The 24,839-nt window shown below is 38.7% G+C and carries 19 protein-coding genes, 1 pseudogene, 1 riboswitch and 1 other annotated feature; of the genes and pseudogenes, 11 read left to right on the plus strand and 9 right to left on the minus strand.

Features of this window, described 5'->3' with window-relative positions:
- Positions 1 to 258 precede the first annotated feature (258 nt).
- The 5 genes and pseudogenes from D9780_RS15540 to lhgO all read right to left on the minus strand — a co-directional run bounded on the left by D9780_RS15540 (position 259) and on the right by lhgO (position 6,485).
- Positions 259 to 2,409 (minus strand): TRAP transporter permease, encoded by a 2,151-nt coding sequence (locus tag D9780_RS15540; RefSeq protein WP_121640716.1) that lies wholly within the window; start codon positions 2,407 to 2,409, stop codon positions 259 to 261.
- A gap of 126 nt (positions 2,410 to 2,535) precedes the next feature.
- Positions 2,536 to 3,003: a DUF1850 domain-containing protein gene (locus D9780_RS15545; protein ID WP_073007101.1), complete on the minus strand. Its 468-nt coding sequence runs from the start codon at positions 3,001 to 3,003 to the stop codon at positions 2,536 to 2,538.
- A 1-nt stretch (position 3,004) separates the two neighbouring features.
- The gene (locus D9780_RS15550; protein WP_116278364.1) at positions 3,005 to 4,000 is read right to left on the minus strand and encodes a TAXI family TRAP transporter solute-binding subunit; all 996 of its coding nucleotides are present in this window, start codon (positions 3,998 to 4,000) and stop codon (positions 3,005 to 3,007) included.
- 502 nt (positions 4,001 to 4,502) lie between these two features.
- The gene (locus tag D9780_RS15555) at positions 4,503 to 5,216 is read right to left on the minus strand and encodes a response regulator (protein WP_121640717.1); all 714 of its coding nucleotides are present in this window, start codon (positions 5,214 to 5,216) and stop codon (positions 4,503 to 4,505) included.
- Between the two features lie 82 nt (positions 5,217 to 5,298).
- A pseudogene (lhgO, locus tag D9780_RS15560) lies at positions 5,299 to 6,485 on the minus strand (L-2-hydroxyglutarate oxidase).
- Positions 6,486 to 6,851: 366 nt separating this feature from the next.
- A riboswitch (TPP riboswitch) is annotated at positions 6,852 to 6,954 on the plus strand.
- A 422-nt stretch (positions 6,955 to 7,376) separates the two neighbouring features.
- Between lhgO and D9780_RS15565 the strand changes: the two are divergent.
- The 4 genes from D9780_RS15565 to D9780_RS15580 are packed head-to-tail and all read left to right on the plus strand — an operon-like array spanning position 7,377 to position 10,983.
- Positions 7,377 to 7,994: a YkoF family thiamine/hydroxymethylpyrimidine-binding protein gene (locus D9780_RS15565; protein WP_121640718.1), complete on the plus strand. Its 618-nt coding sequence runs from the start codon at positions 7,377 to 7,379 to the stop codon at positions 7,992 to 7,994.
- The gene (locus D9780_RS15570; protein ID WP_116278360.1) at positions 7,987 to 8,568 is read left to right on the plus strand and encodes an ECF transporter S component; all 582 of its coding nucleotides are present in this window, start codon (positions 7,987 to 7,989) and stop codon (positions 8,566 to 8,568) included. The genes D9780_RS15565 and D9780_RS15570 overlap by 8 nt, the downstream gene beginning before the upstream one ends.
- Positions 8,565 to 10,217, plus strand: a complete 1,653-nt coding sequence (locus D9780_RS15575; protein ID WP_121640719.1) for an ABC transporter ATP-binding protein — start codon at positions 8,565 to 8,567, stop codon at positions 10,215 to 10,217. Before D9780_RS15570 ends, D9780_RS15575 begins: the two co-directional genes overlap by 4 nt.
- Positions 10,198 to 10,983: an energy-coupling factor transporter transmembrane component T family protein gene (locus D9780_RS15580; protein ID WP_073007088.1), complete on the plus strand. Its 786-nt coding sequence runs from the start codon at positions 10,198 to 10,200 to the stop codon at positions 10,981 to 10,983. Before D9780_RS15575 ends, D9780_RS15580 begins: the two co-directional genes overlap by 20 nt.
- A gap of 221 nt (positions 10,984 to 11,204) precedes the next feature.
- Here D9780_RS15580 and D9780_RS15585 read toward each other — a convergent pair whose 3' ends face one another.
- Positions 11,205 to 11,516, minus strand: a complete 312-nt coding sequence (locus D9780_RS15585) for a CHY zinc finger protein (RefSeq protein WP_073007210.1) — start codon at positions 11,514 to 11,516, stop codon at positions 11,205 to 11,207.
- 22 nt (positions 11,517 to 11,538) lie between these two features.
- Positions 11,539 to 12,183 (minus strand): pentapeptide repeat-containing protein, encoded by a 645-nt coding sequence (locus tag D9780_RS15590; RefSeq protein WP_121640720.1) that lies wholly within the window; start codon positions 12,181 to 12,183, stop codon positions 11,539 to 11,541.
- 287 nt (positions 12,184 to 12,470) lie between these two features.
- Here D9780_RS15590 and D9780_RS15595 point away from each other — a divergent pair, with 287 nt between their 5' ends.
- From D9780_RS15595 to D9780_RS15615, 5 genes are all read left to right on the plus strand, one after another.
- Positions 12,471 to 12,980: a DUF4178 domain-containing protein gene (locus tag D9780_RS15595; RefSeq protein ID WP_073007084.1), complete on the plus strand. Its 510-nt coding sequence runs from the start codon at positions 12,471 to 12,473 to the stop codon at positions 12,978 to 12,980.
- 32 nt (positions 12,981 to 13,012) lie between these two features.
- Entirely contained in the window at positions 13,013 to 13,681 is a 669-nt protein-coding gene (locus D9780_RS15600) for a PspA/IM30 family protein (protein ID WP_073007083.1), read from the plus strand.
- 137 nt (positions 13,682 to 13,818) lie between these two features.
- Positions 13,819 to 14,418, plus strand: coding sequence for a DUF4247 domain-containing protein (locus tag D9780_RS15605; RefSeq protein WP_116278355.1), 600 nt, complete (start codon positions 13,819 to 13,821; stop codon positions 14,416 to 14,418).
- Between the two features lie 301 nt (positions 14,419 to 14,719).
- A complete protein-coding gene (locus D9780_RS15610) occupies positions 14,720 to 15,115 on the plus strand; it encodes a DUF350 domain-containing protein (RefSeq protein ID WP_101933343.1) in 396 nt (131 codons plus the stop codon).
- A gap of 154 nt (positions 15,116 to 15,269) precedes the next feature.
- A complete protein-coding gene (locus tag D9780_RS15615; protein ID WP_121640721.1) occupies positions 15,270 to 16,835 on the plus strand; it encodes a polyamine aminopropyltransferase in 1,566 nt (521 codons plus the stop codon).
- Positions 16,836 to 17,327: 492 nt separating this feature from the next.
- Here the strand turns inward: D9780_RS15615 and thrS are convergent, their stop codons facing one another.
- Together thrS and D9780_RS15625 are read right to left on the minus strand one after the other, a co-directional pair.
- A complete protein-coding gene (gene thrS, locus D9780_RS15620) occupies positions 17,328 to 19,244 on the minus strand; it encodes a threonine--tRNA ligase (RefSeq protein WP_121641522.1) in 1,917 nt (638 codons plus the stop codon).
- A 294-nt stretch (positions 19,245 to 19,538) separates the two neighbouring features.
- Positions 19,539 to 19,764: a binding site (T-box leader), on the minus strand.
- 237 nt (positions 19,765 to 20,001) lie between these two features.
- Entirely contained in the window at positions 20,002 to 20,730 is a 729-nt protein-coding gene (locus tag D9780_RS15625; protein ID WP_121640722.1) for a hypothetical protein, read from the minus strand.
- 1,065 nt (positions 20,731 to 21,795) lie between these two features.
- Here D9780_RS15625 and D9780_RS15630 point away from each other — a divergent pair.
- Together D9780_RS15630 and D9780_RS15635 are read left to right on the plus strand one after the other, a co-directional pair.
- Entirely contained in the window at positions 21,796 to 22,821 is a 1,026-nt protein-coding gene (locus D9780_RS15630) for a substrate-binding domain-containing protein (RefSeq protein WP_121640723.1), read from the plus strand.
- Between the two features lie 326 nt (positions 22,822 to 23,147).
- On the plus strand, positions 23,148 to 24,827 hold the full coding sequence (locus tag D9780_RS15635; RefSeq protein ID WP_121640724.1) for a glycoside hydrolase family 13 protein: 1,680 nt from the start codon (positions 23,148 to 23,150) through the stop codon (positions 24,825 to 24,827).
- Positions 24,828 to 24,839 lie beyond the last annotated feature (12 nt).

Genomic DNA, 24,839 nt, shown 5'->3' on the forward strand with positions numbered 1-24,839 from the left:
TATCTGACTGCAACTGCTTTTATTATAACATACGATGCAAGCACCCGTTTAGCAACGTAGCGAGTGAAACAAATCGACTAAAATTTAGGAATGATACCACTAAAACAAGGGTATGTCGACGACCTAAGGCAAGTCTAAACTAAAGAATTTTATCCTTTCCTATAGGGTAGTGGAAGAAAATTACTCCCTATGGAAACATTTTTCAAGTATGACTTCATCTTTTAACTTTAGAAATCTAACCAGATCAATTCAAACCTGCTAACTCACATTTTCTGACGCCGGTTGTCCATTTTTTCTCTTTAAACTTGTTACTAGTACAAAAAGCAAAGCAACAAGCCCCGCCATATCTGTCCACACTCCTGGATATATTAATAATAAAGCTCCTATCGTAGCAATAATTCGGATATACCAAGCAAACGGGCGCTTCAAATAACCTTCTACGGCTACAGATAGTAAGAATACCCCCGTTAATGAGGTCGCCATTATAACGAGTATATTCCCAATAGTTGCATCCATCATTAACATTTGATTAGAAAAAACAAACATAAACGGTACGATAAAACCCGCTATAGCTAATTTCATTGCTTGAAATCCTGTTCTCATCGGCTCTCCACCACTTATACCTGCACCTGCAAATGCAGCCAATGCCACTGGAGGGGTGATATTTGCAAATATTCCAAAATAAAAAACAAACATGTGGGCAACAAAAACGGCTGATTCACCTGCGCCAGTCAATTCACGGAAATATGGTAATTGTAACAGAATAGGAGCGGCCATAGTACTCGTAATAATATACGTTGGTATACTTGGAAGACCCATTCCTAATATAATAGAAGCTATCATGGTTAAAAATAATGTAATAAGCAGTTGAAAAAATGGGTATTGGATCAAATCCCCAATGCTAACAATAGAACTTGCAATTTCCAAAGCCACACCTGTTAAAGAGCTTACACCTACAATTATACCAACAGCTCCACAAGCTACGGCTACTGGAATCGTTGTTCTTACACCATTTTCTAATGCATCTACAAAATCTTTCACATGAATTTCTTCCGCTTTTACTTGTGCCTGCTTACGTACGAAATTGATCACCAATGGAATGGTAATAATGCTTCCTAACTCGAACCAATTGTCGCGTAATTCTGGTATACTCGCACCTGCCAAAACTGCGCCAATTTGCGGTTCAAACAAGAGAAAAAGTGAAACAGCGCCGCTAATAAATAACATTTTCCCAGTCCCGGTAATGAGAACTGTAGCTATAATTGACCAAAAAGCTGCATAGAAAGGCGTCTTCCCACTAAATAATAAATACAAAAGAATGATCATTGGAATTAAAAGATGTCCGCGCTTCATTAAAACTGTCTTCACAGTGGGTAACTCATTTTTGTCTAGCCCTTTTAGCTTAAGCTTTGATGCTCTAATATGAACTTGTAATAAAATCCCAAAATAAAATAGCAATGCTGGAATAATTCCCGCGAGAATGACAGTAGTGTACGGAATTCCTAGTTTTTCGGCCATAATAAAAGCTGCAGCCCCCATAATTGGCGGCAAAATTTGTCCACCTACACTAGAAGCAGACTCTACAGCTCCAGCAAAATTTTTATGATAGCCAACTTTTTTCATCAGTGGGATGGTAAAGGCACCTGTTGTTACAACATTTGCAATAGCTGATCCATTAATCGAGCCTAGAAAACCACTAGCTAAAACAGCAACTTTAGCTGGCCCACCTTTGGTATGACCCGCTACAGCCATGGCTATATCATTAAATAATTGCCCCATGCCTGATTTGCTTAAAAAGGCGCCAAACAGAATAAATAATATAATATAGCTAGCGGATACACCTATCGCAGTGCCTAACACTCCTTCAGTAATGTAAACAAGATGAGCTATAATCCCACTTGAAGCATTTATAATAATGTCCCACGTCAATTGAGGGTAGATAGAGAGTTTGACATAGAATCCATAAACGAGAAAACCGAAAGCTAATAATGTTAGCCCCCATCCGGTTACTCTCCTCGTTATTTCAAATAATACAATAATAACGACCATTCCTACATACACGTCTATATGATTAATTTGCCCGCCTGACTCAATAATTCTAGTTGCTGACACTAACATATAGATTCCTAAAACGAGCGATGCACCTGCTAACATATAATCGTAAATTGGTATTTTGTTGCGTTTTTTCTTCTTTGTTATAGGATACAATAAAAATGCTAGCATCATTAGGGTGTATAGATGAATACTACGTTGTTTTATATCAACAAGCGCACCTCCATAGGATGTGTAAAGATGAAAAAGCCCTAAGGCTACAGCTATTCCAACAAATAGCATCCGAACACCTCTAGGCAAATGCGTACGTACATTACTTTCTCTCTCGTAATCCTGTAACTTATCTCCACTGCTCATTATTTCACCTCACTACTCTTTATTGGGAACAGAATACTAAATATTAGAAAAACTTGGCTTGTCGTTAATTCCTATCGCGAAAAACGCTGTCCATTATCTTATAATATAAACACCAAAGATACTTTCCTATAGTGCAAAAAAAGGAACACGTTCCGTTTTAATAACATAAGGAGCATCACTAGCTGCCATTGGATAATACTTCCCTTTAAAGATAAACTTATAATGGTTTATTTCTGTAGCGCGAACCACTAGCTCACTCCCAATTTCTCGATGTACATCTACAACTAACCAGCCGTTTTTCTGTTTGATTACTTGTTCTGTTGTTGCAGGCACCCCTGCTCCAAACGTTTTAAACTTTGTAGATTGTAAAAAAATTTGACGATCATTCACTTCGAATTTTTCTATCCATTTTTCTTTTTCAACAGAATGCACCCATTCCAACGCAAACGTACCCTCACTTTCAGGAAATGCATAAATAATAGTGTCATTTTGTAAAACAACAATGGCTCTCGTTGGAAAAAAGAGCATCCCAATAAAACTGACAATCAAGAAACATAAAACAAGCAAAACACGGCGTACATAACGTATCCTCACATTAGTCTACCAACCCCTGCTCTTGATAAAACTTTTTCGCTCCGGGGTGCAATGGTACGATTAAATCCGTTGCTATTTGATCTCTCTCCAAAGATTTCAAAGCGTTAATAGAGATCTCTTCACTCCCTAAATAATCGTAATAGCGTTTTGTTAAATCATATACAATATCTTCATTTAAGTCAGGGGATACCGCAATTAAGTTCTGAATACCAACCGTTGTTACTTCCTCCTCCAGATTGTACATCGTCTCATCATTTGCTGGGATCGTAAACGATTTGTAAAACGGATACTTTTCCATTAAAGTGTTTGCTATATCTGCTTTTATTTCTACAAACACCACATCATTTTGTTGCATTAGATCTGTAATATTACTATTCGGGACACCAGAAGTAAAAAACGCTGCATCTAGATTGCCATTTTTCATTTCCTGTACACTATCAGCGTAACCTGTATGTGTAACTTTAGAAAGATTATCATAGGATAACCCCATTACTTCTAGTACCTTCTGTGCGCTTTGTTCCACACCAGATCCTACTTTACCAACACCAACACGTTTCCCTTTCAAATCTTCCACATTCTCAATCCCGCTATCAGCAGTAGCAACAATTTGGACAACATTTTGATACATACCCGCCAGCGCTTCGACATCTATAGAGTTTCCATCAAATTGACCTGTTCCCTCTATTGCTTCAAATCCAATATCGCTCATGATAATGCTCATTTGATTCAATCCATTCTGCATATTTTGAACGTTAGCAACAGATGCACCTGTAGATTCAACAGTTACATTATTTACAAATTCACTTTCTTCAAAAACTGGCTTCAAAGCACCTCCTATCGGATAATAGGTTCCGGATGTGCCACCTGTTCCAAAAACAATTGCTTGTGCCTCTCCATTGCTAGCCGTTGAATAATTATTTGCTTTATCATCCCCACTACAAGCTGCTAAATAAAACAGCCCTATAACGACCATAATAAGGAATATATATTTCTGCATAACTCCTCTCCCCCTCCATTGTTATGGTTCAAATGATAACGTTTCCAATTAAAAATATAAATATTTTGAACATAATGTGCGTTTTGGTCATTTTGTTCAAAATATTTACTTCTAATTACACTGAACAAAGGCTCGGGGCGCCCGGTTAGCAACGTAGCTAGTGGAGCGAATCCGAAAGTTTTAAGAAGCCTGGCACTAAAACAGGGATATGCCGCCGCCCTCGGCCAGCCCGTTTTTAGTCGCCTTCCTAATTAGCACGAACCGCTGGTGACTTAGCTTAGGGCAATGGAGTGAAGTCGCCTAGTTGCTGGGTGCTGAAGCCGGGCGTCGCTATTCTGCTAAATCGGTATCCAACAAAAGCAACAAATTTTATGCTTTCTTATTCTTTGAGAAAAACTTGGATTGTTGCCAAGTCTTATGGCGAATGGCATCGTTTTTCTTATTCTGTAACCCTGTAAACTTTTATCCTCCCTTTAGTGAAGAGGGGGAAACATATAATGGATTAAGAGCTGTTTTTATTCACTTTACGCATGAGCTGATAACGATTTACAGGTCTGCCTACAGTTCCATACTGTAAGACAATTTCAACTGCACCCCTTTTTTCTAAATAATCTAAATACCTTCTTGCGGTAACTCGGGAAATTCCTATACAGGAAGCTGCTTCATCAGCTGAAATAGAACTATTTTTGCGTTCTAATAAGTTGGTAATTTGCTGTAATGTTTGCTTATTCAATCCTTTTGGAAGCGCATTCGCTTTATAGTTTGCTTCTGACCGCTTATTGATCCACATGTCAATCATTTCTTGGTCAACGCTATCGTTGCCATAGAAATGAAGATGATAATCTCGATACTTGTTTAATGCCTCTACTAAACGACTATACTTAAATGGCTTTATAAGATAATCAAACGCCCCATGCTGCATCATATTGCGAACCATTTCCCTATCTTCTGCAGCAGAGATGACAATTACTTCCACATTTATATTGTGATGTCGAAGCGCCTTTATCGTCTGAATTCCATCTTGTTCAGGCATATAAATATCGAGTAATACGAGATTGGGCTGATAGATTTGACAATGCTCGACACCTGTTTTTCCATCTCTTGCAGTAGCGACAACAATGAAACCGTTTACTTTTTCTACCATCTTTTTGTTTACTTCCTGCACCATGGGATCATCTTCAATGATAACAACTTTTACCTCTGTATTTTTACACATTCGTATCTCCCTCTCTTCGGACTTGATCCCGTATTCCCCCTTGTAATAAAATTGTAAAATGAAGCTTTCCTAGTGAAAAAACTTATGATAATGATGCCCGTTCAGCTATCATCCTACCAATCTCTAGCGAAGCTGTTGCAGCGGGCGAAGGTGCATTGCAAACGTGGAGCACATTTTTTCCGGGTATAATAAAAAAGTCATCAAGGAGTGTTCCATCTCGAAGCATAGCTTGTGCGCGTACACCAGATGGAGCTTTTATCATATCTCTGTTTGGATTTCTGGAATAAAACGCTGCAAACTTTTTACAAATAATGCTTTATACAAAGAACGCGACATTTCCATTGCGCCCACCTTTATATTTGCCTTTGCTAATTGCCAAAATCCTGGAAATAACAACGTAGCTAGTACTTCTTTCCTATCTATGTCCCACTTATTGTATCCTTCTTTTTTAAGACTCCATACTGCATTAGGGCCTGCATGCACTTCACCATGAATTCCTCTCGTCAAATGTACGCCTAAAAATGGATACTTTGGGTCTGGTACTGGATAGACCAAATTTTTTACTACATAATGTTTCGTTGCTTTTAATGTAAAATACTCCCCACGAAAAGGGATAATCTTTACATCCGTTAAAATACCCGACTGTTTAACCAATTGGTCGCTATGCAAGCCCGCACAATTGATAACCTTTCTAGCGATCAAAGATTGATGATTCGTATCTATCGTTACTTCAAATCCTTTCTCATTTATTTGATGCGCTTGTGTATTTAAAAACAAATCAACTCCTTGGTTTGCGAGTAACTCTACTAATTTATAAGCCACCTGTTGATAATCCACAATACCTGTTGTCGGTATATACAAGCCTCCTTCTGCTTGAACATATGGCTCATGATCAATAACTTCCTCTCTTTGTAATTTTGTTATTTGTAAACCATTTTTACAACCTCGGTGATACAGTTGATCCATAAACGGTAATTCTCGCTTTCTTGTAGCTACAATGATTTTGCCACAAACTTCATGTTTCACCTCATATTTTTGACAAAATGCAATCATAGAATTTCTACCCTTCACCGCTAATTGGGCCTTTAAGCTACCAGGTTTATAATAAATGCCACTATGAATGACCCCACTGTTCCTCCCTGTTTGATGAGCTGCCCAGGCTGCTTCTTTCTCCAATACGGCAATGGATGAATGCGGATGCTTTGTTTTCAGCTGCCATGCCGTTGCTAAACCTACAATACCTCCACCAATAATAATGTAATCATACATGCACGAATTCCCCCTTTCCTTACTTCAATTAGGTCTCCAATCTGTATATTCAACATATTATCTTAATTAAATAATTATTTCGAATTAAACCAGTCTTTAAACTAAATGTAACAACTTGAAACATAGCTAAAGCAAAAACAGCTGTGCAATTTCACAATCAACATGGTTTTTCGCATCACCATAACCTATTTAGTATGAAATGGACCACCTTTTGCAACCAAATTTAAACAAAAACAGATAGACTGCTATTTTCGATAAGGTAATGGTATTTACTATGCAAGTTACTTATAAGCTTCAAACAAATTGGTTGTGAACGTTGACGTTCTATACTATAATTCACTATAACAAACTATAAAACCGCATAACTATTTGCACTAGGGGAGCTATTTTAGATGGCTGAGAGGATAATTTCTGACCCTTAATACCCGATCTGGATAATACTAGCGTGGGGAAGTGCAGTCAAAACCAGAGAGTACAACATACATAGTCTATTTGGTAAAGACTGCCTTCTTCACGAATGCAGTCTTTTTTGTGGTCTAGGAAATTATAAAATTTTGCAGCTGTGGATAAACTAACTAAGTTATTTAGCCACGTCCGGCGCAAGCGCCCAGCAACTAGGCGACTTCACTCCATTGCCTTACGATAGTTCTAATTAGGAAGGCGACGAAAGACGGGCTTGCCGCAGGGCGACGGCATACTCCTGTTGCAGGAGCATGATTCCTAAAACTTTCGTTGATTCGTTCCACTCGCTACGTTGCTAACCGGGCACACCGAGCCTTTGTTCTATGTGAAAATTTGTTTATAAAAGTTCAAAACGAGTTCCTTTGCGCTTGTAGCACAATTTCATCGCGGTACATTATAAAACTATGATTTATAGAAGGAGGAAGAAAATTGAATAATCCATTTCATACTTGCCACAACAGTAGAATAGCTGGCTGTGATTTTGCCATTTATCCGATGACAGATCAATTTGTGGATGTTATTACAACAGCATTAAAAGAAGTAGACACATCTAAAGTTTGGGTGAAAACAACGGACGTCGGTACATGTGTGAGAGGAAAAATCACCCATGTATTTGATGTCACAAAAGCTTTATTTCTTCATGCCGCACAAACAGGTTACCATGTCGTATTTAGTGGTACCTATTCTATCGGTTGTCCAGGAGATTCTGATGGGGATGTATTTTTAGCTGAAGATGACCGACGATTAAACGAGGCAGAGAGCAAGAAGATCAAACAAGAGGTAGCTGGAAAGTTTTCTCTCTATCCATTAGGTGGCGGCGACTATATGAATCTCATTTACGACCAAATTGAAGCCATGAAAAAGCAAAACATCCGCGTATCCTCCATTCATTACGCCACACGATTAGATGGGGATGGGAAGGATGTATTTAATGGCTTGGAACAAGTCTTTGTCAACATGGAACATAGTGGATCTTCTCACACCGTTATGACGACGACAATATCAGCTAACAGTCCTTCTAAAAAGGATGTGAACAGTGATGACTAACTGGCGTTTAAAAGAAATTATTGTTATGGCTGTTTTATCGGTCGTATTTGGGATTGTCTATTTAGCTTTCCTCCCAGTAGGAAAGCTACTTGTATCATTTATGGGCCCCATTGGTTATGACTTTATTTTTGGAATTTGGTTTATCGTATCCATTATTGCGGCCTATATATTACGTAAACCAGGAGCGGCTTTTCTATCCGAAACAATTGCCGCTACGGTGGAAATGCTCTTAGGCAATGCGATGGGGCCAATCATTATTATTACTGGAATGATCCAAGGGCTTGGTGCAGAGACTGCTTTTGCTGCGACAAGATATAAACGCTATTCCTTATGGGTATTAATGCTTGCAGGAGTTGGAGCAGCGATTTTTAGTTTTGTTTGGGGCTATTTTCGTGGCGGATATGCTGCTTTAAGCACACCTTATGTGATTAGCATGCTCATCGTTAGAATGATCAGTGGCGCAATTATTTCCGGTGTACTTGGAAAAGCAATTAGTGACTCACTAGCTAAGACAGGTGTATTATCTAGTTTTGCCCTTGGAAAGCAAATAGATAAAGCGAGGTCTGTATCATGATTCAAGTGCGCGAACTCACACTTTGGTTTAACGAGCATGAACACCCTACTATCAACAAGCTATCCTTTGATTTGCGTTCTGGCGAAACGATGCTTCTACTCGGACCAAGTGGCAGTGGAAAAAGCACATTAACTTGTTGCTTAAACGGGATTTACCCTCGCGAACTTGATGGGGAAATAGCAGGAGATATCCATATCTTTGGGACTTCGATTCAAGATACGAAACCTGGAGAAATGAGTAAACATGTCGGTGTCGTCTTCCAAGATCCTGAAAGTCAATTTTGTATGTTGACGGTAGAAGATGAGATCGCTTTTGGATTGGAGAACATCGACACACCGAGAGATAAAATTGCCACAAAGATAGACGAAGTATTGCAGATGGTAGGCTTAACCGCTTATAAAGAAGCAAACATTCATTCTCTATCTGGAGGACAAAAGCAAAAGCTCGCGCTAGCATGCATCCTAGCACTTGAACCCGACTTTGTAATTTTAGACGAGCCAACTGCTAATTTAGATCCACTAGCAAAACAGGCATTCATTCAAACGATGAAACATATTCAGGAAGATAAAAAAATTGGGCTCATTGTTATTGAACATCAATTGGACGGGTGGATCTCTTTTATAGAGAGAGCCTTTATTTTATCCAAAGCAGGACATGGTGTATTTGATGGTTCTTTAACAGAAGCGATTACAAAACATGCGGACCTTTTTCAATTAGAAGGCATTGCACTTCCGTCTATTACGGAACTCGCGTTACAAGCTTGTGACAATAATCAAGCAGCTTTTTCAAAAATCCCTTTCACTTACGAAGATTTTACAACGCATATGTCCTATTTGGATCAAACGTTTTTAGAAACAACTGCCAAAAAAAGCTGCGCATTGGAACCTATCATAGAAGTTCACAACGTAAAGCTTTCGAAAAAGAAACAAAAAATTCTACGTGACATTACTTTCTCTTGGGCAGGCCCATCCTTTATTGCGGTTACAGGGGCAAATGGAAGCGGGAAAACATCACTCACTCGTTTGTTAGCAGGGATAGAGTTCCCTTCAGCAGGAAATATATATGTAAACAATCGCTCCATTGATCAATGGAAGCAAAAAGAATTACGGCAACAAATTGGCTACGTATTTCAAAATCCCGAACACCAATTTATCACTGACCGTGTTTTTGATGAAATTGCATATACGTTACGTTTAAGAGCATATCCTGAAGCAACAGTTCAAGAAAAAGTGCATCAAACATTAGCAAGTTGTCAGCTACAAGGGATGGAAAATAGACATCCCTATACACTAAGCCAAGGCCAAAAACGTCGTCTAAGTGTTGCTACCATGATCATAGATGAGCAAAACATTTTATTTTTAGATGAGCCAACATTTGGACAAGATGCTGCATCTACACGTGAACTGATGCATTTATTAGCAGCCCGCTATAAAAATGGGACGACCATTATCATGGTTACGCATGATATGGACCTTGTCGACAAATATGCCAATCGGGTTGTCGTATTAAAAAACGGGGAAATCGTAGCAGATGAAACGCCTACGCAACTGTGGGAGCGGCCACACTTAAGTAAATGGAATTTAGATTACCCTACACGAATCAAATTAAAACGGCATATGGAGGGTTCTCATGTCTGCATTACTAAATAATTTAAACCCTAGTATAAAAGCAATTGCCGTGGTAATCGCTGTTTGTCTTTTAACCTTTGTATTTGATCCATTCACGCCACTTATTTATGGTATCGTAGTTATTCTGTTCACCTTTTTGTTTGGAAAAGTGAATTGGAAGCTATATATCGGTTATTATCTTATCATTTGCCTTTTATCCATTGGGATGCTTTGGACATCGATCGCCTTTGCAGATGAGCCAACGAACCCTGAGGTGACGACACAGTTTCTCTTTTGGGAATTGCCAAAAGAAAATGTCACCGTCGCCTTATCTTTAACTTTACGTATGCTAACATTTGCCGCCTTATCATTTATGTTCATTTTCACTACAAATATGGTCCATTTTATTCTTAGCTTAATGCAACAATGTAAATTACCACCTAAACTTGCTTACGGCATACTAGCAGGATACCGATTCCTTCCTTTAATGCGTGAAGAGTTGCAGCAAATACGCGCAGCTCATCAAGTAAGAGGTGTCCGTCGAGCATCGGGGATAAAGGAGTCCATACAGCAATACAAACGGTATGCAATACCATTACTTGCCGGAGCCATTCGTAAAGCAGAACGAACCGCTGTTGCAATGGAATCAAAGGGATTCAGCGGAGAAAAGGCGCGTATTTTTTACCGCCAGTTCCGCGTTACTTTTATCGATTGGCTATTTTTAAGTAGTATGATTATGCTACTCATCATTATTGTAGCTATTTCAATAAAATTAGGGTATTTCAGTTGGTACAAAGGGCAATTTTGATATGTAGCAGGTTACTCTTTCACAAGGCTTGCAACCTTTCAAATGTCTTTACTTCTTATTCGTTTACACCAATCAAAAGCATTACACGTAAGAAAGGCTTGGCTTTGCCAAGTCTTTTATCAATCCGCCTACAAGTGCTTTTTAAACATAGTGGTTTAAAACAAATAGTTGAACCATTACTCCCGAAGTATTACACCAAAATCGCATCGTAGAAAGATTTTCTAAGCAAAATATAAATGGTGATGTAAGCTGCAACCTTCATTAAATAGCGAGCCACAGTTTTTGCATTGTTTCATCTGCAAATATTGCTCTATAGTAAATTCTGTTTTGCAAACGCCACATAAGATAGCTTTCTGATCAAATTGATGTTTGGGCCATACTTTTATTTCATGGTTTTCCGCTTCTAGATGGCATTTATAGCAAGAATAATATTTTTGACAGCACTTAAATTTAATCGCAATAATATCTTTGTTTGAATGATAATGCACACATCGCGTTTCTCCATCCACGAATTGTCCAAAAACAGGTAACATACGATCCTCCACTTTCTCCACCTTATTTTTGCTTAACAGACACGCCAAATAATTGAATGAAAGAGATCGCTTGCTCTGGAGATATAATTGCACCACGTAATTCCTTTTCCGATAGATGAATATTTGTATAAGAGCATTTACTAAGATCCACTCCTTTTAAAGAAGTAAAATTAAAAGACACATCATCCAACACGACATTGTCTAACTGTATATAGTCAAGTTTCGTATCGATAAACTGACTGCCTTTTAAAAGGCAGTCTACTAGTTCACCATCACGTAAAATAGCATTTTCAAACAACGTATAAGGTGCTTCACATGCTATAAATCGTACATCTTGCATATCTGTTTGACTAAAATTCACACCAGCTAATTTGCAATTGCGAAATTCAACACGACGAAAACGAGCCCCTTGAAAATCTATTTGCGACAAATCACATGTATCAAAAAGCACATTCGTCCAAGATGAAAAAGGGAATTTCGATTGAGGCATGTTTACATTTGTAAAAAATACATCCTCAAATCCCACATGTGATGCAGTAAATGAGCTAGAAGTATGATCATATTTAGCCATTTCAATAAAGCTATTGTCAGTAAGTTCGTTCAACCTCTTTATTAATAGTTCTTCTGGTAAGTCTGGCTTTTGAATAAGGCGTTGTTTGGGTTTCAACTGCAGTCACCTCCGATATGATGTTTTTCCTTCATTATTTTTTAAACTTTCATATTAATTTATTGGCACTCATCCTAGACCATATACCTCTTTACTATAGGTTTATTTTATTATAACTTTACTATATTCCTAATAGAATTCAACAGACAGCAACTACACTTTGTTCCCATATACTTATCGGTGCTGTTTTTAATTTAAAAAAATAAATTTTTTTAAACGTGAAACTTATACATTTTTTATTCGTACTAGTATAATGAAGATACGCTAAGAAAAGTTGAGGTGAGCACATGAGTATATTTGGGCGTTTATTCGGCAATAAAAAAGAAACAGATAAACCTGTTGAGCAAAGAACAATGTTTAATTTGCAAATAAATGATATTGTTACATTTGATCTGGAAGACTATACAGTTGTAGGAAAAATCAGCTACGACGACCATGGTTTCAAGTGGTATGCCTATCAATTACAAGGTACGGATAAAACATTGTGGTTAAGTGTAGAAATGGATGACGAATTGAATCTTGGTATATACGAAAAAATTAAACTCCCCGTTCAAGAACCAATCCCTAAAGAAATATCCTACGAAGGGACTACGTTTTACTTGGATGAATCAGGAAAAGCTCGCGTAGTAGGAACTGGTCGTAGTGAGAACTTAACTGGATTAACTTGTGAATATTACGATTTCTATGATGACTCCGACGAAAAGTCACTTTCTTTAGAAAAATGGGGCAATGAAATTGAGGCGAGCATTGGGTATGAAATTGAAGAGTATGAGTTAAAAATTATTGCTAGTAGTTAAAAAATATTATTAAATAAATGGAGGAATGAAGTATGTTTAAATTTTTTAAACGTATGAAAACTGTTGTAGAATCTGAATTGAATGCAGCTTTGGATAAAGCCGAAGATCCTGTTAAGATGCTAGATCAATTTATGCGCGATATGGAAGAAGACATTCGCGAGGCTGAATCAGCCGTTGCGAAACAAATTGCGAATGAAAAAATGATGCAGCGAAAATATGAAGATGCCAAGAAAATGGTAGAAAAACGTGAAGACCAAGCGATGAAAGCTGTTGAAGCAGGAAATGACGACCTTGCTAAACGCGCGCTAGAAGATAAAAAACTGCATCAACAAACAGCTGATTCCTTAAAAGAATCATACGAACGTGCGAAACAAGATTCTACTACATTACGCCAGAAGCTAGATGAAATGAAAGCTGAATATCAAGAAATGAAATTGAAAAAAGATTCCTTGAAAGCTCGTGCTGAATCGGCAAAAACAAGAACAAAAATGAATCGTACGTTATCAGGTATTGGTAGTGACGAATCCAAACAAGGCTTTGAGCGTATGGAAGAGAAAGTTCTAAAATTCGAAGCGGAAGCAGAAACAAGCGAAGATATGCAAAGCTCCAGTCGTAGTCTTGACGACGAGTTTGAAGAGTTAGAGAAAAGCGACGTTGATGATGAACTAGCTGCCCTTAAGAAAAAGCTTAACAAAGAATAATTGATGGAAAAATAGATGTTATTTACATTCACACACATTCTATATAACAGGAACGAATAAGATAAGGTAGGCGCTCAGAGACAGTGCTTTTTGAGCGCCTTTCCTTACTTAGATTCTCAAAAGAAGAAGGTGAGAATATGAAACGATCACTTTTCTTTATCTTGCTATCTTTACTGCTCTTCTTAGCTGCATGTGGCAGCCAAGCTAGTACTTCCGAGGGAACGTTATTTGAACATGATATTGCAGCATTTATTGATGAAAATTATACCTTTCAAGATGTCATAGCAAGCCAGGAGGACTCCTCTGACATTTCGGAAATATACATAGCTGAAAACAAAGACATTGATGATGTCGTTGACGAACTACGGGAGCATGAAGAACCTGAAAAGCTAAGTGAAAGAAGCGATAATAAACAAGCACTTATATACGATAACTTGTTTGTCATCGTCACAGAAGACGAAGAAGACCCAGATAATTCTACTGTTGAAATTGCAGAACAGCAATTTGTGCGGGATAATTACAACCCAAGCTTTTTTCATGGACTATTTGCCCTTTGGTTATTGGATGAAGTTTTGGACGTTGATGATTGGGGAAAGAAACGCCAAAGCAAATGTAAAAATTCTGGAGACTGTTATGGAGGCTACCATTCCTCTGGCGGCTCCTACAAGAAATCAAGTGATTCTAAATCCATCCGCTCTTCATCTGTTCGCGGCGGAGGTCCAGGTGCTGGTAAATAAACAATGCGCTATATGACAGCATCTAGCCTACCGCACATTAAAAAACTTGGCTTGTCGCCAAGTCTTATGGCGAATGACATCGTTTTTCTTATATTATAACCCTTAAACTTTCCTATAGTACAATGAAAGTACGATGACGGCTTTTTAAAGCCACTCATGTGTTAAACACTATTCATTTTAACGCTCTATTACTTTCCACTTTACTACCATTAGAATAAAGCCTAGAAAGAAACACGTTTTCTTATAAAACTATAAAACTTTATACTCTCAGGAGAGTATAAGTAAAGAAAGGATGAACATCATGGAGCCATTTGTATCTACGTTAATATACTTTTTCGTTTCCATTGCCATTGTTCTTGTTGGCTTAGTTATTTTTGAATTACTTACACAAAAATATAAAGACTGGGATGAGGTTCTAAAAGGAAATCATGCCGTTGCATTATCCATCGGTGGTAAGATTGTCGGGATTTGTATTGTGCTAGCATTCTCCATTTATAACAGCGCCGATGTTGTTGAAACATTGATTTGGGGCGGCGTTGGGATCGTTCTACAAATGATTGCGTACTTATTATTTCAATTATTTACACGTACATTCTCTGTGGAAGAACAGCTACAAAAGGGAAATATTGCGGTAGGAATTATTAGCATGTCTGTTTCCATCGGTCTTGGATTTGTAATTGGCGCATCGATTACATAAGATATGTAGCACGCTTTATAGAAGGCTGACTTGCTATTGATTTTTTAATATCAAGTTGCGTTTTTTCATTGCAATCGACTTCTTGTAGTCGATTGCCTTTTCTTTTAAACTAAGAAAAGACGATTTCATTTGATATGAGTAAAAAGTTGTTATTATGAGGAGACTTACCGTGAATCAGTTAAGCATAAAACAAAGCAAAGCAATCTATTGGGCATCTGGTATCGTATCCATATGCGGCATTATTTTTGAAGTTTTATTCGGGGCGGCAGGTTCCTATCTTTTAGGTGATGGCGTAAAACAATATACGCTAACCATTTCCTTGTTCTTAACTGGAATGGGTATTGGTGCCTCCCTTAGTGAACGTGTCACCAAAAACTTAGTCCTCTCGTTTGTATGGATTGAATATACCATTGGCATTATCGGTGGGTTCTCCACTTTTATCTTATTTGGCGTTACTGCATTCTTAAGCTCAGGAATGGACGCTTTCTTTCTCTACTTTATAACATTAGTCGTTGGTGCATTAACGGGAGTCGAACTTCCTATTTTAATTCGCAAAGCAAACGACATTGGCGTTACACTACAAAAGAGTACGGCACGTGTCCTTTTCTCTGACTATGCTGGTGGTTTAATCGGAGGCTTATTGTTTGTCTACTTATTTAGACCGCAATTTGGACTTGTGAAAACAGCCTTTATTGTAGCGCTCATTAATGTCATCGTTGCTTTATGGATTTTAGTCTATTTTAAAGCAGAAATAAAAACATTTAAGCGTCATTTTATTGCGGGAATATGCATTTTCCTCGTTTTAGTTATGGGCGTATTATTTGGCGAAAAAACAGCTTTCTTATTTGAACAAAAGCTATACAATGATCCTATTATATATAACGAGCAAAGTAGCTACCAGCAAGTTATTTTAACGAAAGAACAAGGAGATTTACGATTATTTCTTGATGGACAATTGCAATTCAGCTCAGAAGACGAATATCGTTACCATGAAGTACTTGTGCATCCAACGATGGCAACAGCTTCATCGAATGACAATGTCCTCGTTTTAGGCGGAGGAGATGGACTTGCTTTACGCGAGATTCAAAAATACGACGCTGTCAAATCGATGACACTTGTCGACCTCGATCCGAGTGTAACAAAGCTTGGCAAAGAGAACCATGAAATAACCGAACTGAACGATAACGCGTTTGCCGACGATCGTGTGCAAACCGTTAACGCTGATGCTTTTAAATACTTGCAAGAGCATAAGGATTTGTACGATGTCATTCTTGTCGATATGCCTGATCCAAACAATGAATCGCTCAATAAATTGTACACCCTTGAATTTTATCAGCTGCTTCGCAATCATTTACGGCCAGGTGGAGCAATCATGGTGCAAGCTACTAGCCCAACCTTTGCAACGGAAGTGTATTGGTCGATTGACAAAACGATCCAAGCAGCTGATCTATACACAGACAATCTCCATGTCGACGTTCCTAGCTTCGGTGATTGGGGGTTTGTCCTAGCAAAAAGAGAAAAATTCACAATTGATGAAGTAGAAATTCCTGTTGATACGAATTTTCTAACTCCTGATGTTCTCGCTGGTTTAACTACATTTGGGAAGGATATTGATGCACAGATCGTTGATGAAAAAGGAAATAACATTTCGTTAGACGTTAATACATTAATCCGACCTACCCTCATCGAAAAATATGAAAAAGCATGGCAAAATTATTAACAAACGAGCAGTTCTTTGTAAAAACTGCTCGTTTGTTTTGTGATTTTTTCGGTTACAGTTACGGTTTATTCTACTTATAGACCGTTGCTCGTTTTTCTTTTTTGCACTCTAGGCCAACGTATGCTGGGAACATGCGGAATCATGGATTCAAAAAGAACAAAGGCTCGGGGCGCCCGGTTAGCAACGTAGCGAGTGGAGCGAATCAAGGAAAGTTTTAGGAATCATGCTCCTGCAACAGGAGTATGCCAGCGCCCTCCGGCAAGCCCGTCTTTAGTCGGCCTTCCTATTTAGAACGAACCGATGATGACTTAGCTTAGGGCAATGGAGTGACGTCGCCTAGTTGCTGGGCACTGGAGCCGGGCGCGGCCCATTCGGTTGTTTGGTTACGTCATAGCATCAAATTTTATGCTTTCTGCTTTCTTATACTATAAACCTTTAAACTTTTATCTTTCCTATAGTGCAAACAGCGTAGCCTTTCAGCAGTATACTTCATTATAACGATCTCTTCTCTACCTGTTGTTTGACCCGAGCTAAAAAGCTATCTAACGGTTCACTTTCGGAAGCTTTACTGCCATACTTTCGAACGTTTACACTTCCTTTTTCTACTTCATCATCGCCTAACACAAGCGTATATGGCACCTTTTGCATTTGCGCTTCTCTTATTTTATATCCTAACTTTTCATCCCGATTATCTATCTCTACTCTAATACCCTGTTGCTTCAATTTGAAGGCTACGGACTTGCAATAGGCTTCATGCACTTTGGAAACAGGAATAATTTGCACTTGAACTGGCGCTAACCAGACTGGAAACGCTCCCGCGAAATGTTCCACTAAAATGCCAAAAAAGCGATCGAGGGAACCATAAATAGCACGATGAATCACGACAGGACGTACTTTTTCATTATGTGCATCAATATAGGATAGATCAAAGTTCTCTGGCATTTGAAAATCGAGTTGGATTGTCGCACATTGGTGACTGCGACCAAGTGCATCTTTAATATGAAAATCAATTTTAGGTCCGTAAAATGCGCCATCTCCTTCATTTAACTGATAAGGAGCCTCTAATTCTTGTAATACATTTTGCAATGCTTGTTCAGAGGACTGCCATAGATGATCCTCCCCCATTGACTTTTCTGGACGGGTAGAAAGCTCGACATCATATGTGAAACCAAATGTTTGATAAACCTGATCAATCAACTGAAACACTTGCGCAATTTCCGCTTCTATTTGGTCTTTTCTAACAAAAATATGCGCATCATCTTGACAGAAAGTACGAACCCGAAGCATCCCATTTAAAGCTCCACTGTATTCATGACGATGTACTTGACCAAATTCGGAAATCCGTATTGGTAAGTCTCGATAGGAATATAGATTATTCTTGTACAGTAACATATGGCCAGGACAATTCATTGGCTTCATCGCAAACTTCGTCTTATCCACTTCCGTAAAATACATATTTTCATGATAATGATCCCAGTGCCCAGACTGTTCCCACAAACGCTGGTTCATCATTAATGGTGTCCGTACCTCATCATAATTCGCTTGTGACTGCACCTCTCGAGAGAAATTTTCTAATTCATTGCGAATGATTTGCCCCTTAGGTAAATAAAATGGCATTCCAGGCGCTTCATCGGAAAACATAAACAACTGTAATTGTTTGCCTAATTTACGATGATCCCGTTTCCTAGCCTCCTCTAAAAAGGCAAGATGTGCTTTTAATTGACTTTGCTTCGGAAATGCATAACCATATATTCGCTGAAGCATCTTTTGATTATTATCGCCACGCCAGTATGCTCCAGAAACATGTGATAGTTGAAATGCCTTTATATATCCTGTACTTGGCAGATGAGGACCACGGCAAAGATCAACAAACTCTCCCTGACGGTAAATGGTGAGCGCTTCTTGTCCATGAATATCTTCTATAAGTTCCAACTTTAATGGTTCATTTCGCTTTGTAAATAGATCCACTGCCTCTTCATATGTTATGATTTCTTTTTCTATTGGTAAATTTTCATGTATAATTGAACGCATTTCCCCTTCAATTCGTTGTAAATCATTTTCGTTCCACGTCTCTTCTAACTTAAAATCATAATAAAAACCGTGCTCGATCGCTGGTCCAATGCCGAGCTTTACGTTTGGATACAATCTTTTCACCGCATGTGCTAGCACATGTGCCGTAGTGTGTCGTAATACTTCAACACCCTCTTTTGTTTCCAACGTATAAAATTCAACGATAGCATCGTTCATCAATTCATAGCTAACATCTACCATCATTCCATTTACTTTAGCTCCAATTGTCCTTTTACCTAAACTGGAACCAATCGATGTAGCAACCTCCTTCACAGTAATACCTTGTGTACATGCTTTTACTTTCCCATCTTTTAATTGTACTTGAATAGGTGATTTCATCATTATAAACCTCCTTGAATGGATAAACATTTTTAAATTAAACCCTTATGTGGGCTTTTATATACCAGCTTAATTAACTTCAAGATTAGCATTGTGATTAGATTTATCTTGCTTTTAGAAAAACTTGGCTTGTTATGGCAAATGGTATAGTTTTTCCTTATACTATAACCCTTAAAACTTTTATACTTTCCTATAGTGGGACAAAGATTGACTCTATTTTTTTCACCCCGTTACGGAGATATTTCTTGTGCAGTAAACCACAAAGCGCAAATAAAAAAACACACGCATCCTCTACATAAGGACGAATGTGTTTTATCCGTGGTTCCACCTAATTTCCCAAGCATCGACCGGTAATGCTTGACTCCATCTGCTGTAACGTAGCAATACGGCGTTGGTTACTCGTATTTCCCCAACACAGCTCATGAGGTGGTACACTATTTTCCATGTCTAGGAAGCTCTCACCTACTCTTCCCTCTCTGCTAGCTGTAAAAATAATGCGTATCCTCTTCATTGCTTTTATGATCTCTTAATTTTTAATAATGCTACACCAAAATGTAAAATAATGCAATAGGTGATGTTGGAAAATTACATTAATAAAGCTCGAAAAATAATAAGTTGAAAAGACGATATAGGTGACTTTCTTGGTCCGGTGGTCGGTTAAGTATGCACTTTTAAAAAAACGTCTTAACACAAATCGGCAACACTTTTAGGAAGTGTGCCGATTCAACGATAAAATTTATTTTATCGCCTACCTTAGTTACCCATTACCTGATGGCGGAAAAGTAAATGATGGTGGAGTACCTATTGCTTTACAACGATTCTGATTTACATCACAAAAATTCCCTTCAGCATCCTTAATCACTGGGCGGGTAACTGTAATAGTAGTGCGTAATATAATTTTCACTAAAATGCCAGCTACGAGTGCCTCACCAGTTGAAGCAACCAATGATATACCTTCTTGAATGAAAATTCCTTCAATTTCTAATGGCGTTTCCTGTACCATATCTTCCGGACAAGCGCCTGGAAAATCGGTATGCGCTTGAAATGGAATGTTTACTACGCCGCCAATAATACCAACTACATCCCCGTCTGTCGTTGTTATACTAATATCTGCAGGTACTATGCCTATATTAACGACTTTATCTTTGATTACTGTAACATTTTGTGTGATTGCATTTAAATTAGGTACAACATTTATAGAAAGAATATTTGTCGTACTTACTCCTTCAAACAAGGTGAGTGGTAGAGATGTTTCCGCTACTTTTTGAACCGTTTTCGTACCGACCAAAGAATTGACTAGAAAACAATCGCTATCTAGCTTTGTTGCTTTAAGTTCTTGCTTTTTAAAATTACAATTACAACTTGCTTGTTTGCAACAATCCTGTTTAAAATCATTTTTATAGCAATCATGCTTTTTATTAAGATTTTGTTTTTTGCATTGGTTACCAGTCATTACAACGCTACCGAAACGTTTTTTAGAGGACATTACATCCTTCCTCCTTTCTTAAGGCAAATATTTTATTCTTTACAAGATTATACTATTAACGAGACATACGGAGTGATTGGACATTAGGGTTAATCATCTAGTAGAGATTGGGTTATAAATAAGCTTTCGACGAACATTTTGCAAAGCTTTTTGAAGGATATTGTAAGCATGTATAGACTAAGCATGTGAAGTTGCGACTTTCTGTACGGGGATGAGCGATTTTCGGACGCGAGTGAGCGCTTTTCTTCGTTCATGAGCGATTACCGGACGCGAGCGAGCGCTTTTCTTTGATCATGAGCGATTCCTAGACGCGAGCGAGCTCTTTTCTTCGTTCATGAGCGATTACCGGACGCGGGCGAGCGCTTTTCTTCGTTCATGAGCGATTTTCAGACGCGAGCGAGCGCTTTTCTTCGTTCATGAGCGATTCCTAGACGCGAGCGAGCTCTTTTCTTCGTTCATGAGCGATTACCGGACGCGAGCGAGCGCTTTTCTTCGTTCATGAGCGATTACCGGACGCGAGCGAGCTCTTTTCTTCGTTCATGAGCGATTACCGGGCGCGAGCGAGCGCTTTTCCTCGATCATGAGCGATTTTCAGACGCGAGCGAGCGCTTTTCTTCGTTCATGAGCGATTACCGGACGGGCGTGAGCGCTTTTCTTCGTTCATGAGCGATTACCGGACGCGAACGAGCGCTTTTCTTTGATCATGAGCGATTCCTAGACGCGAGCGAGCTCTTTTCTTCGTTCATGAGCGATTTTCAGACGCGAACGAGCGCTTTTCTTTGATCATGAGCGATTCCTGAACGGGCGTGAGCGCTTTTCTTCGTTCATGAGCGATTCCTAGACGCGAGCGAGCGCTTTTCTTCGTTCATGAGCGATTCCTGGACGGGCGCGAGCGCTTTTCTTCGTTCATGAGCGATTACCGGACGCGGGCGAGTGTTTTTACAGTAATCATGAGCGACTTCCAAGCTGGAACTAGCAACTTTCTCCGTTGCACCTCATTCTTATTGACATCCTCCCTCGTATCCGCTAAAATAAAGTAAACGTTTACTCTATAAGGAAGATAACATGAAAAAATCAACGATAAAAGATGTTGCTAGAGAAGCAAATGTGTCTATTGCGACAGTATCTCGGATTTTAAATAATACGGGAAAGGGCTACTCTGACAAAACAAAGCAGCATGTAATGCAAACGATTGAACAGATGGGGTACTTCCCTAATGCTATTGCCCGTAGTTTAATTAATAATGAAAGCGGAACAATTGGAGTGCTGTTTCCTGCGGTGTCTGGAATGGTCAGTGCAGAAATGCTACATGGCATAGAAGCGGCTGCGCAAGTTTACGGAAAGAGTGTATTTGTTTGTAATACATTGTCCGACCCTGATAAAACAAAGCACTATTTACAATTACTTTATGAAAAACAGGTGGAGGGCGTTATATTTGCAAGTGGAAGGCTGACGAAAAATTTCCAAAAAATTGTTAAGCAAATGAATGTTCCTTTTGTCACTTTATCGGGAATATCTGATTTAAAGAACATACCGGAAATAAAAGTCGATGATCTAAAAGCTACCTATGATGCTACGAATTATTTAATCAAGCATGGGCACACAAAACTCGCTATGGTTAGTGGACCGCCTCATGACTTAATTGCAGGTACGCCTCGGATGGAGGGCTTTAAGCAAGCATTAAATGATGCAAACCTTCCTTGTAAATCATCACAGATTAGTTGGAGTAGCGCCTTCTATTTTGAAGATGGCAAACATGCATTTCGTTCCATTATGAAAAGCCACCCAGAGATTACTGCAATTGTTGCAGCAAGCGATGAAATGGCGGCTGGTGTTATTTCTGAAGCAAATGCACAAGGAATACGTGTCCCTGAAGATGTATCCGTTATTGGCTATGATAATACGAAGTTAGCTACAATGACTGTTCCTTCATTAACTACTGTATCTCAAGAGTTCGACGTGATGGGGTATCGTGCTGGCGAGTTGCTATGCCAGTGTATTACGGGGGAAGATATGGATTCGATTATCATGGAACACAAAATAATTGAAAGAGAATCGGTGAAAAAGACAAAGGCTCGGGGCATAGTTTAGCAACGTAGCGACTGGAACGAACCAATGAAAGATATCGGATTCATGCCACAAAACAAGTGGTATACCGACATCGTTCGGCAAACCCGTTTTTAGTCAGCCTTCCCCTTAGCCATGAACCGATGATAACTTAAAAGTCGCCTAGTTGCTGGGCGAATGCGCTGGATGTGGCTATTCAGTTATTATACCTACACAAGTTACTCTATCTTTAAATATAACAAGTTCATCTTTTCTTTTTAACGAAGGCTTTCGCCATAAGGTTTGGCGACAAGCCAAGTTTACTAGCAGTAGAGTAAACGTTTAACCTCAAACAGAAAAGGAAGGTTTTCATGACACAAAATAATTGGTGGAAAGAAAGCGTCGTTTATCAAATCTATCCACGTAGCTTTCATGATAGCAACGGTGATGGAATTGGAGATATACAAGGAATTATTCAAAAACTAGACTACTTGAGAAAGCTTGGAATCGATGTCATTTGGCTATCCCCTGTGTACGATTCCCCAAATGATGATAATGGTTATGATATTCGTGATTACCAAAAAATCATGGATGAATTCGGAACGATGGAAGACTTTGATACATTGCTTGAAGAAGCACATCAACGCGGTCTTAAAATCGTAATGGATCTTGTAGTGAATCACACATCCGATGAACATGCTTGGTTTGTCGAGTCAAGATCAAGTAAAAACCATTCAAAAAGAGATTATTATATTTGGAAAAAAGGAAAAGAAAATGGGCAACCACCGACGAATTGGGAATCCGCATTTAGCGGCTCTGCATGGAAATATGATGAGACAACGGATGAATATTTTCTGCATATGTTTAGCGAAAAGCAACCTGATTTAAATTGGGAAAACCCAGATGTCCGTAATGACGTGTACCAAATGATGCGCTGGTGGTTAGATAAAGGAATAGATGGTTTTCGTATGGATGTGATCAACTTAATATCGAAAGATCAAACCATGCCTGAACGCGAACCAGATCCAGGTAAAGAACTTGTTTCCGCATTTGAATTTCATATGAATGGACCGCGTATTCATGAATTTTTACATGAAATGAATCAAAAAGTGCTCGCTGATTATGATATTTTAACAGTTGGAGAAATGCCAGGTGTAACCGTCGAGGATGCGAAGCTTTACACTGGGGAAGAACGTGAAGAACTGAATATGGTATTTCATTTTGAACATATGGGACTTTGGAATGGACCAGATGGGAAATGGTCCAACATGCCTTGGAAGCTTACCGATTTAAAAAAAATTCTAAGTAAATGGCAGTACGGTCTAGAACATGAAGGCTGGAATAGTTTGTACTGGAATAACCATGACCAACCGAGAGTCGTTTCTCGTTTTGGCAATGATAAAGAATACCGTGAGAAATCAGCTAAAATGCTCGCCACTCTCCTCCACGGCATGAAAGGAACACCTTATATCTATCAGGGAGAAGAAATTGGTATGACGAACGTCCAATTCCCTTCCATTGATGATTATGAAGATATCGAACTGATTAATTGGTATCATGAACGCTTGGCACAAGGGCATCATAAAGAGGACTTAATGCAAGCTATTTATGCTATTGGTCGTGATAACGCTAGAACACCAATGCAATGGAGTGACAAGCCACATGCAGGATTTACAACAGGACAACCTTGGTTAAACGTAAATCCAAATTACACGACAATAAATACAGAAGCAGCTCTTGCTGATCCTAACTCTATATTCTATTATTATCAGCAATTAATTGCCTTGCGGAAACAAGAACCGACCATCATCCACGGAAAATTTGATTTATTACTTGAAGATAACGAAGAAATATTTGCTTACACGAGAACACATCAAGAAGACACTTTGCTCGTCGTATGTAACTTTACAGATCAGCAACAGACATGTGAACTACCAAACGTGCCAGAAGGCCAAGAAATCTTAATTACGAACGAGCCAACAAAAACGATGCATTCCGTTCGCCAATTTACTCTTAAACCATATGAAGCCTTTATATACAGGCTTGCTTAGAAAGAAGGAGAT

Source organism: Virgibacillus sp. Bac330, assembly GCF_003667845.1.
GTDB lineage: Bacteria > Bacillota > Bacilli > Bacillales > Amphibacillaceae > Virgibacillus > Virgibacillus chiguensis.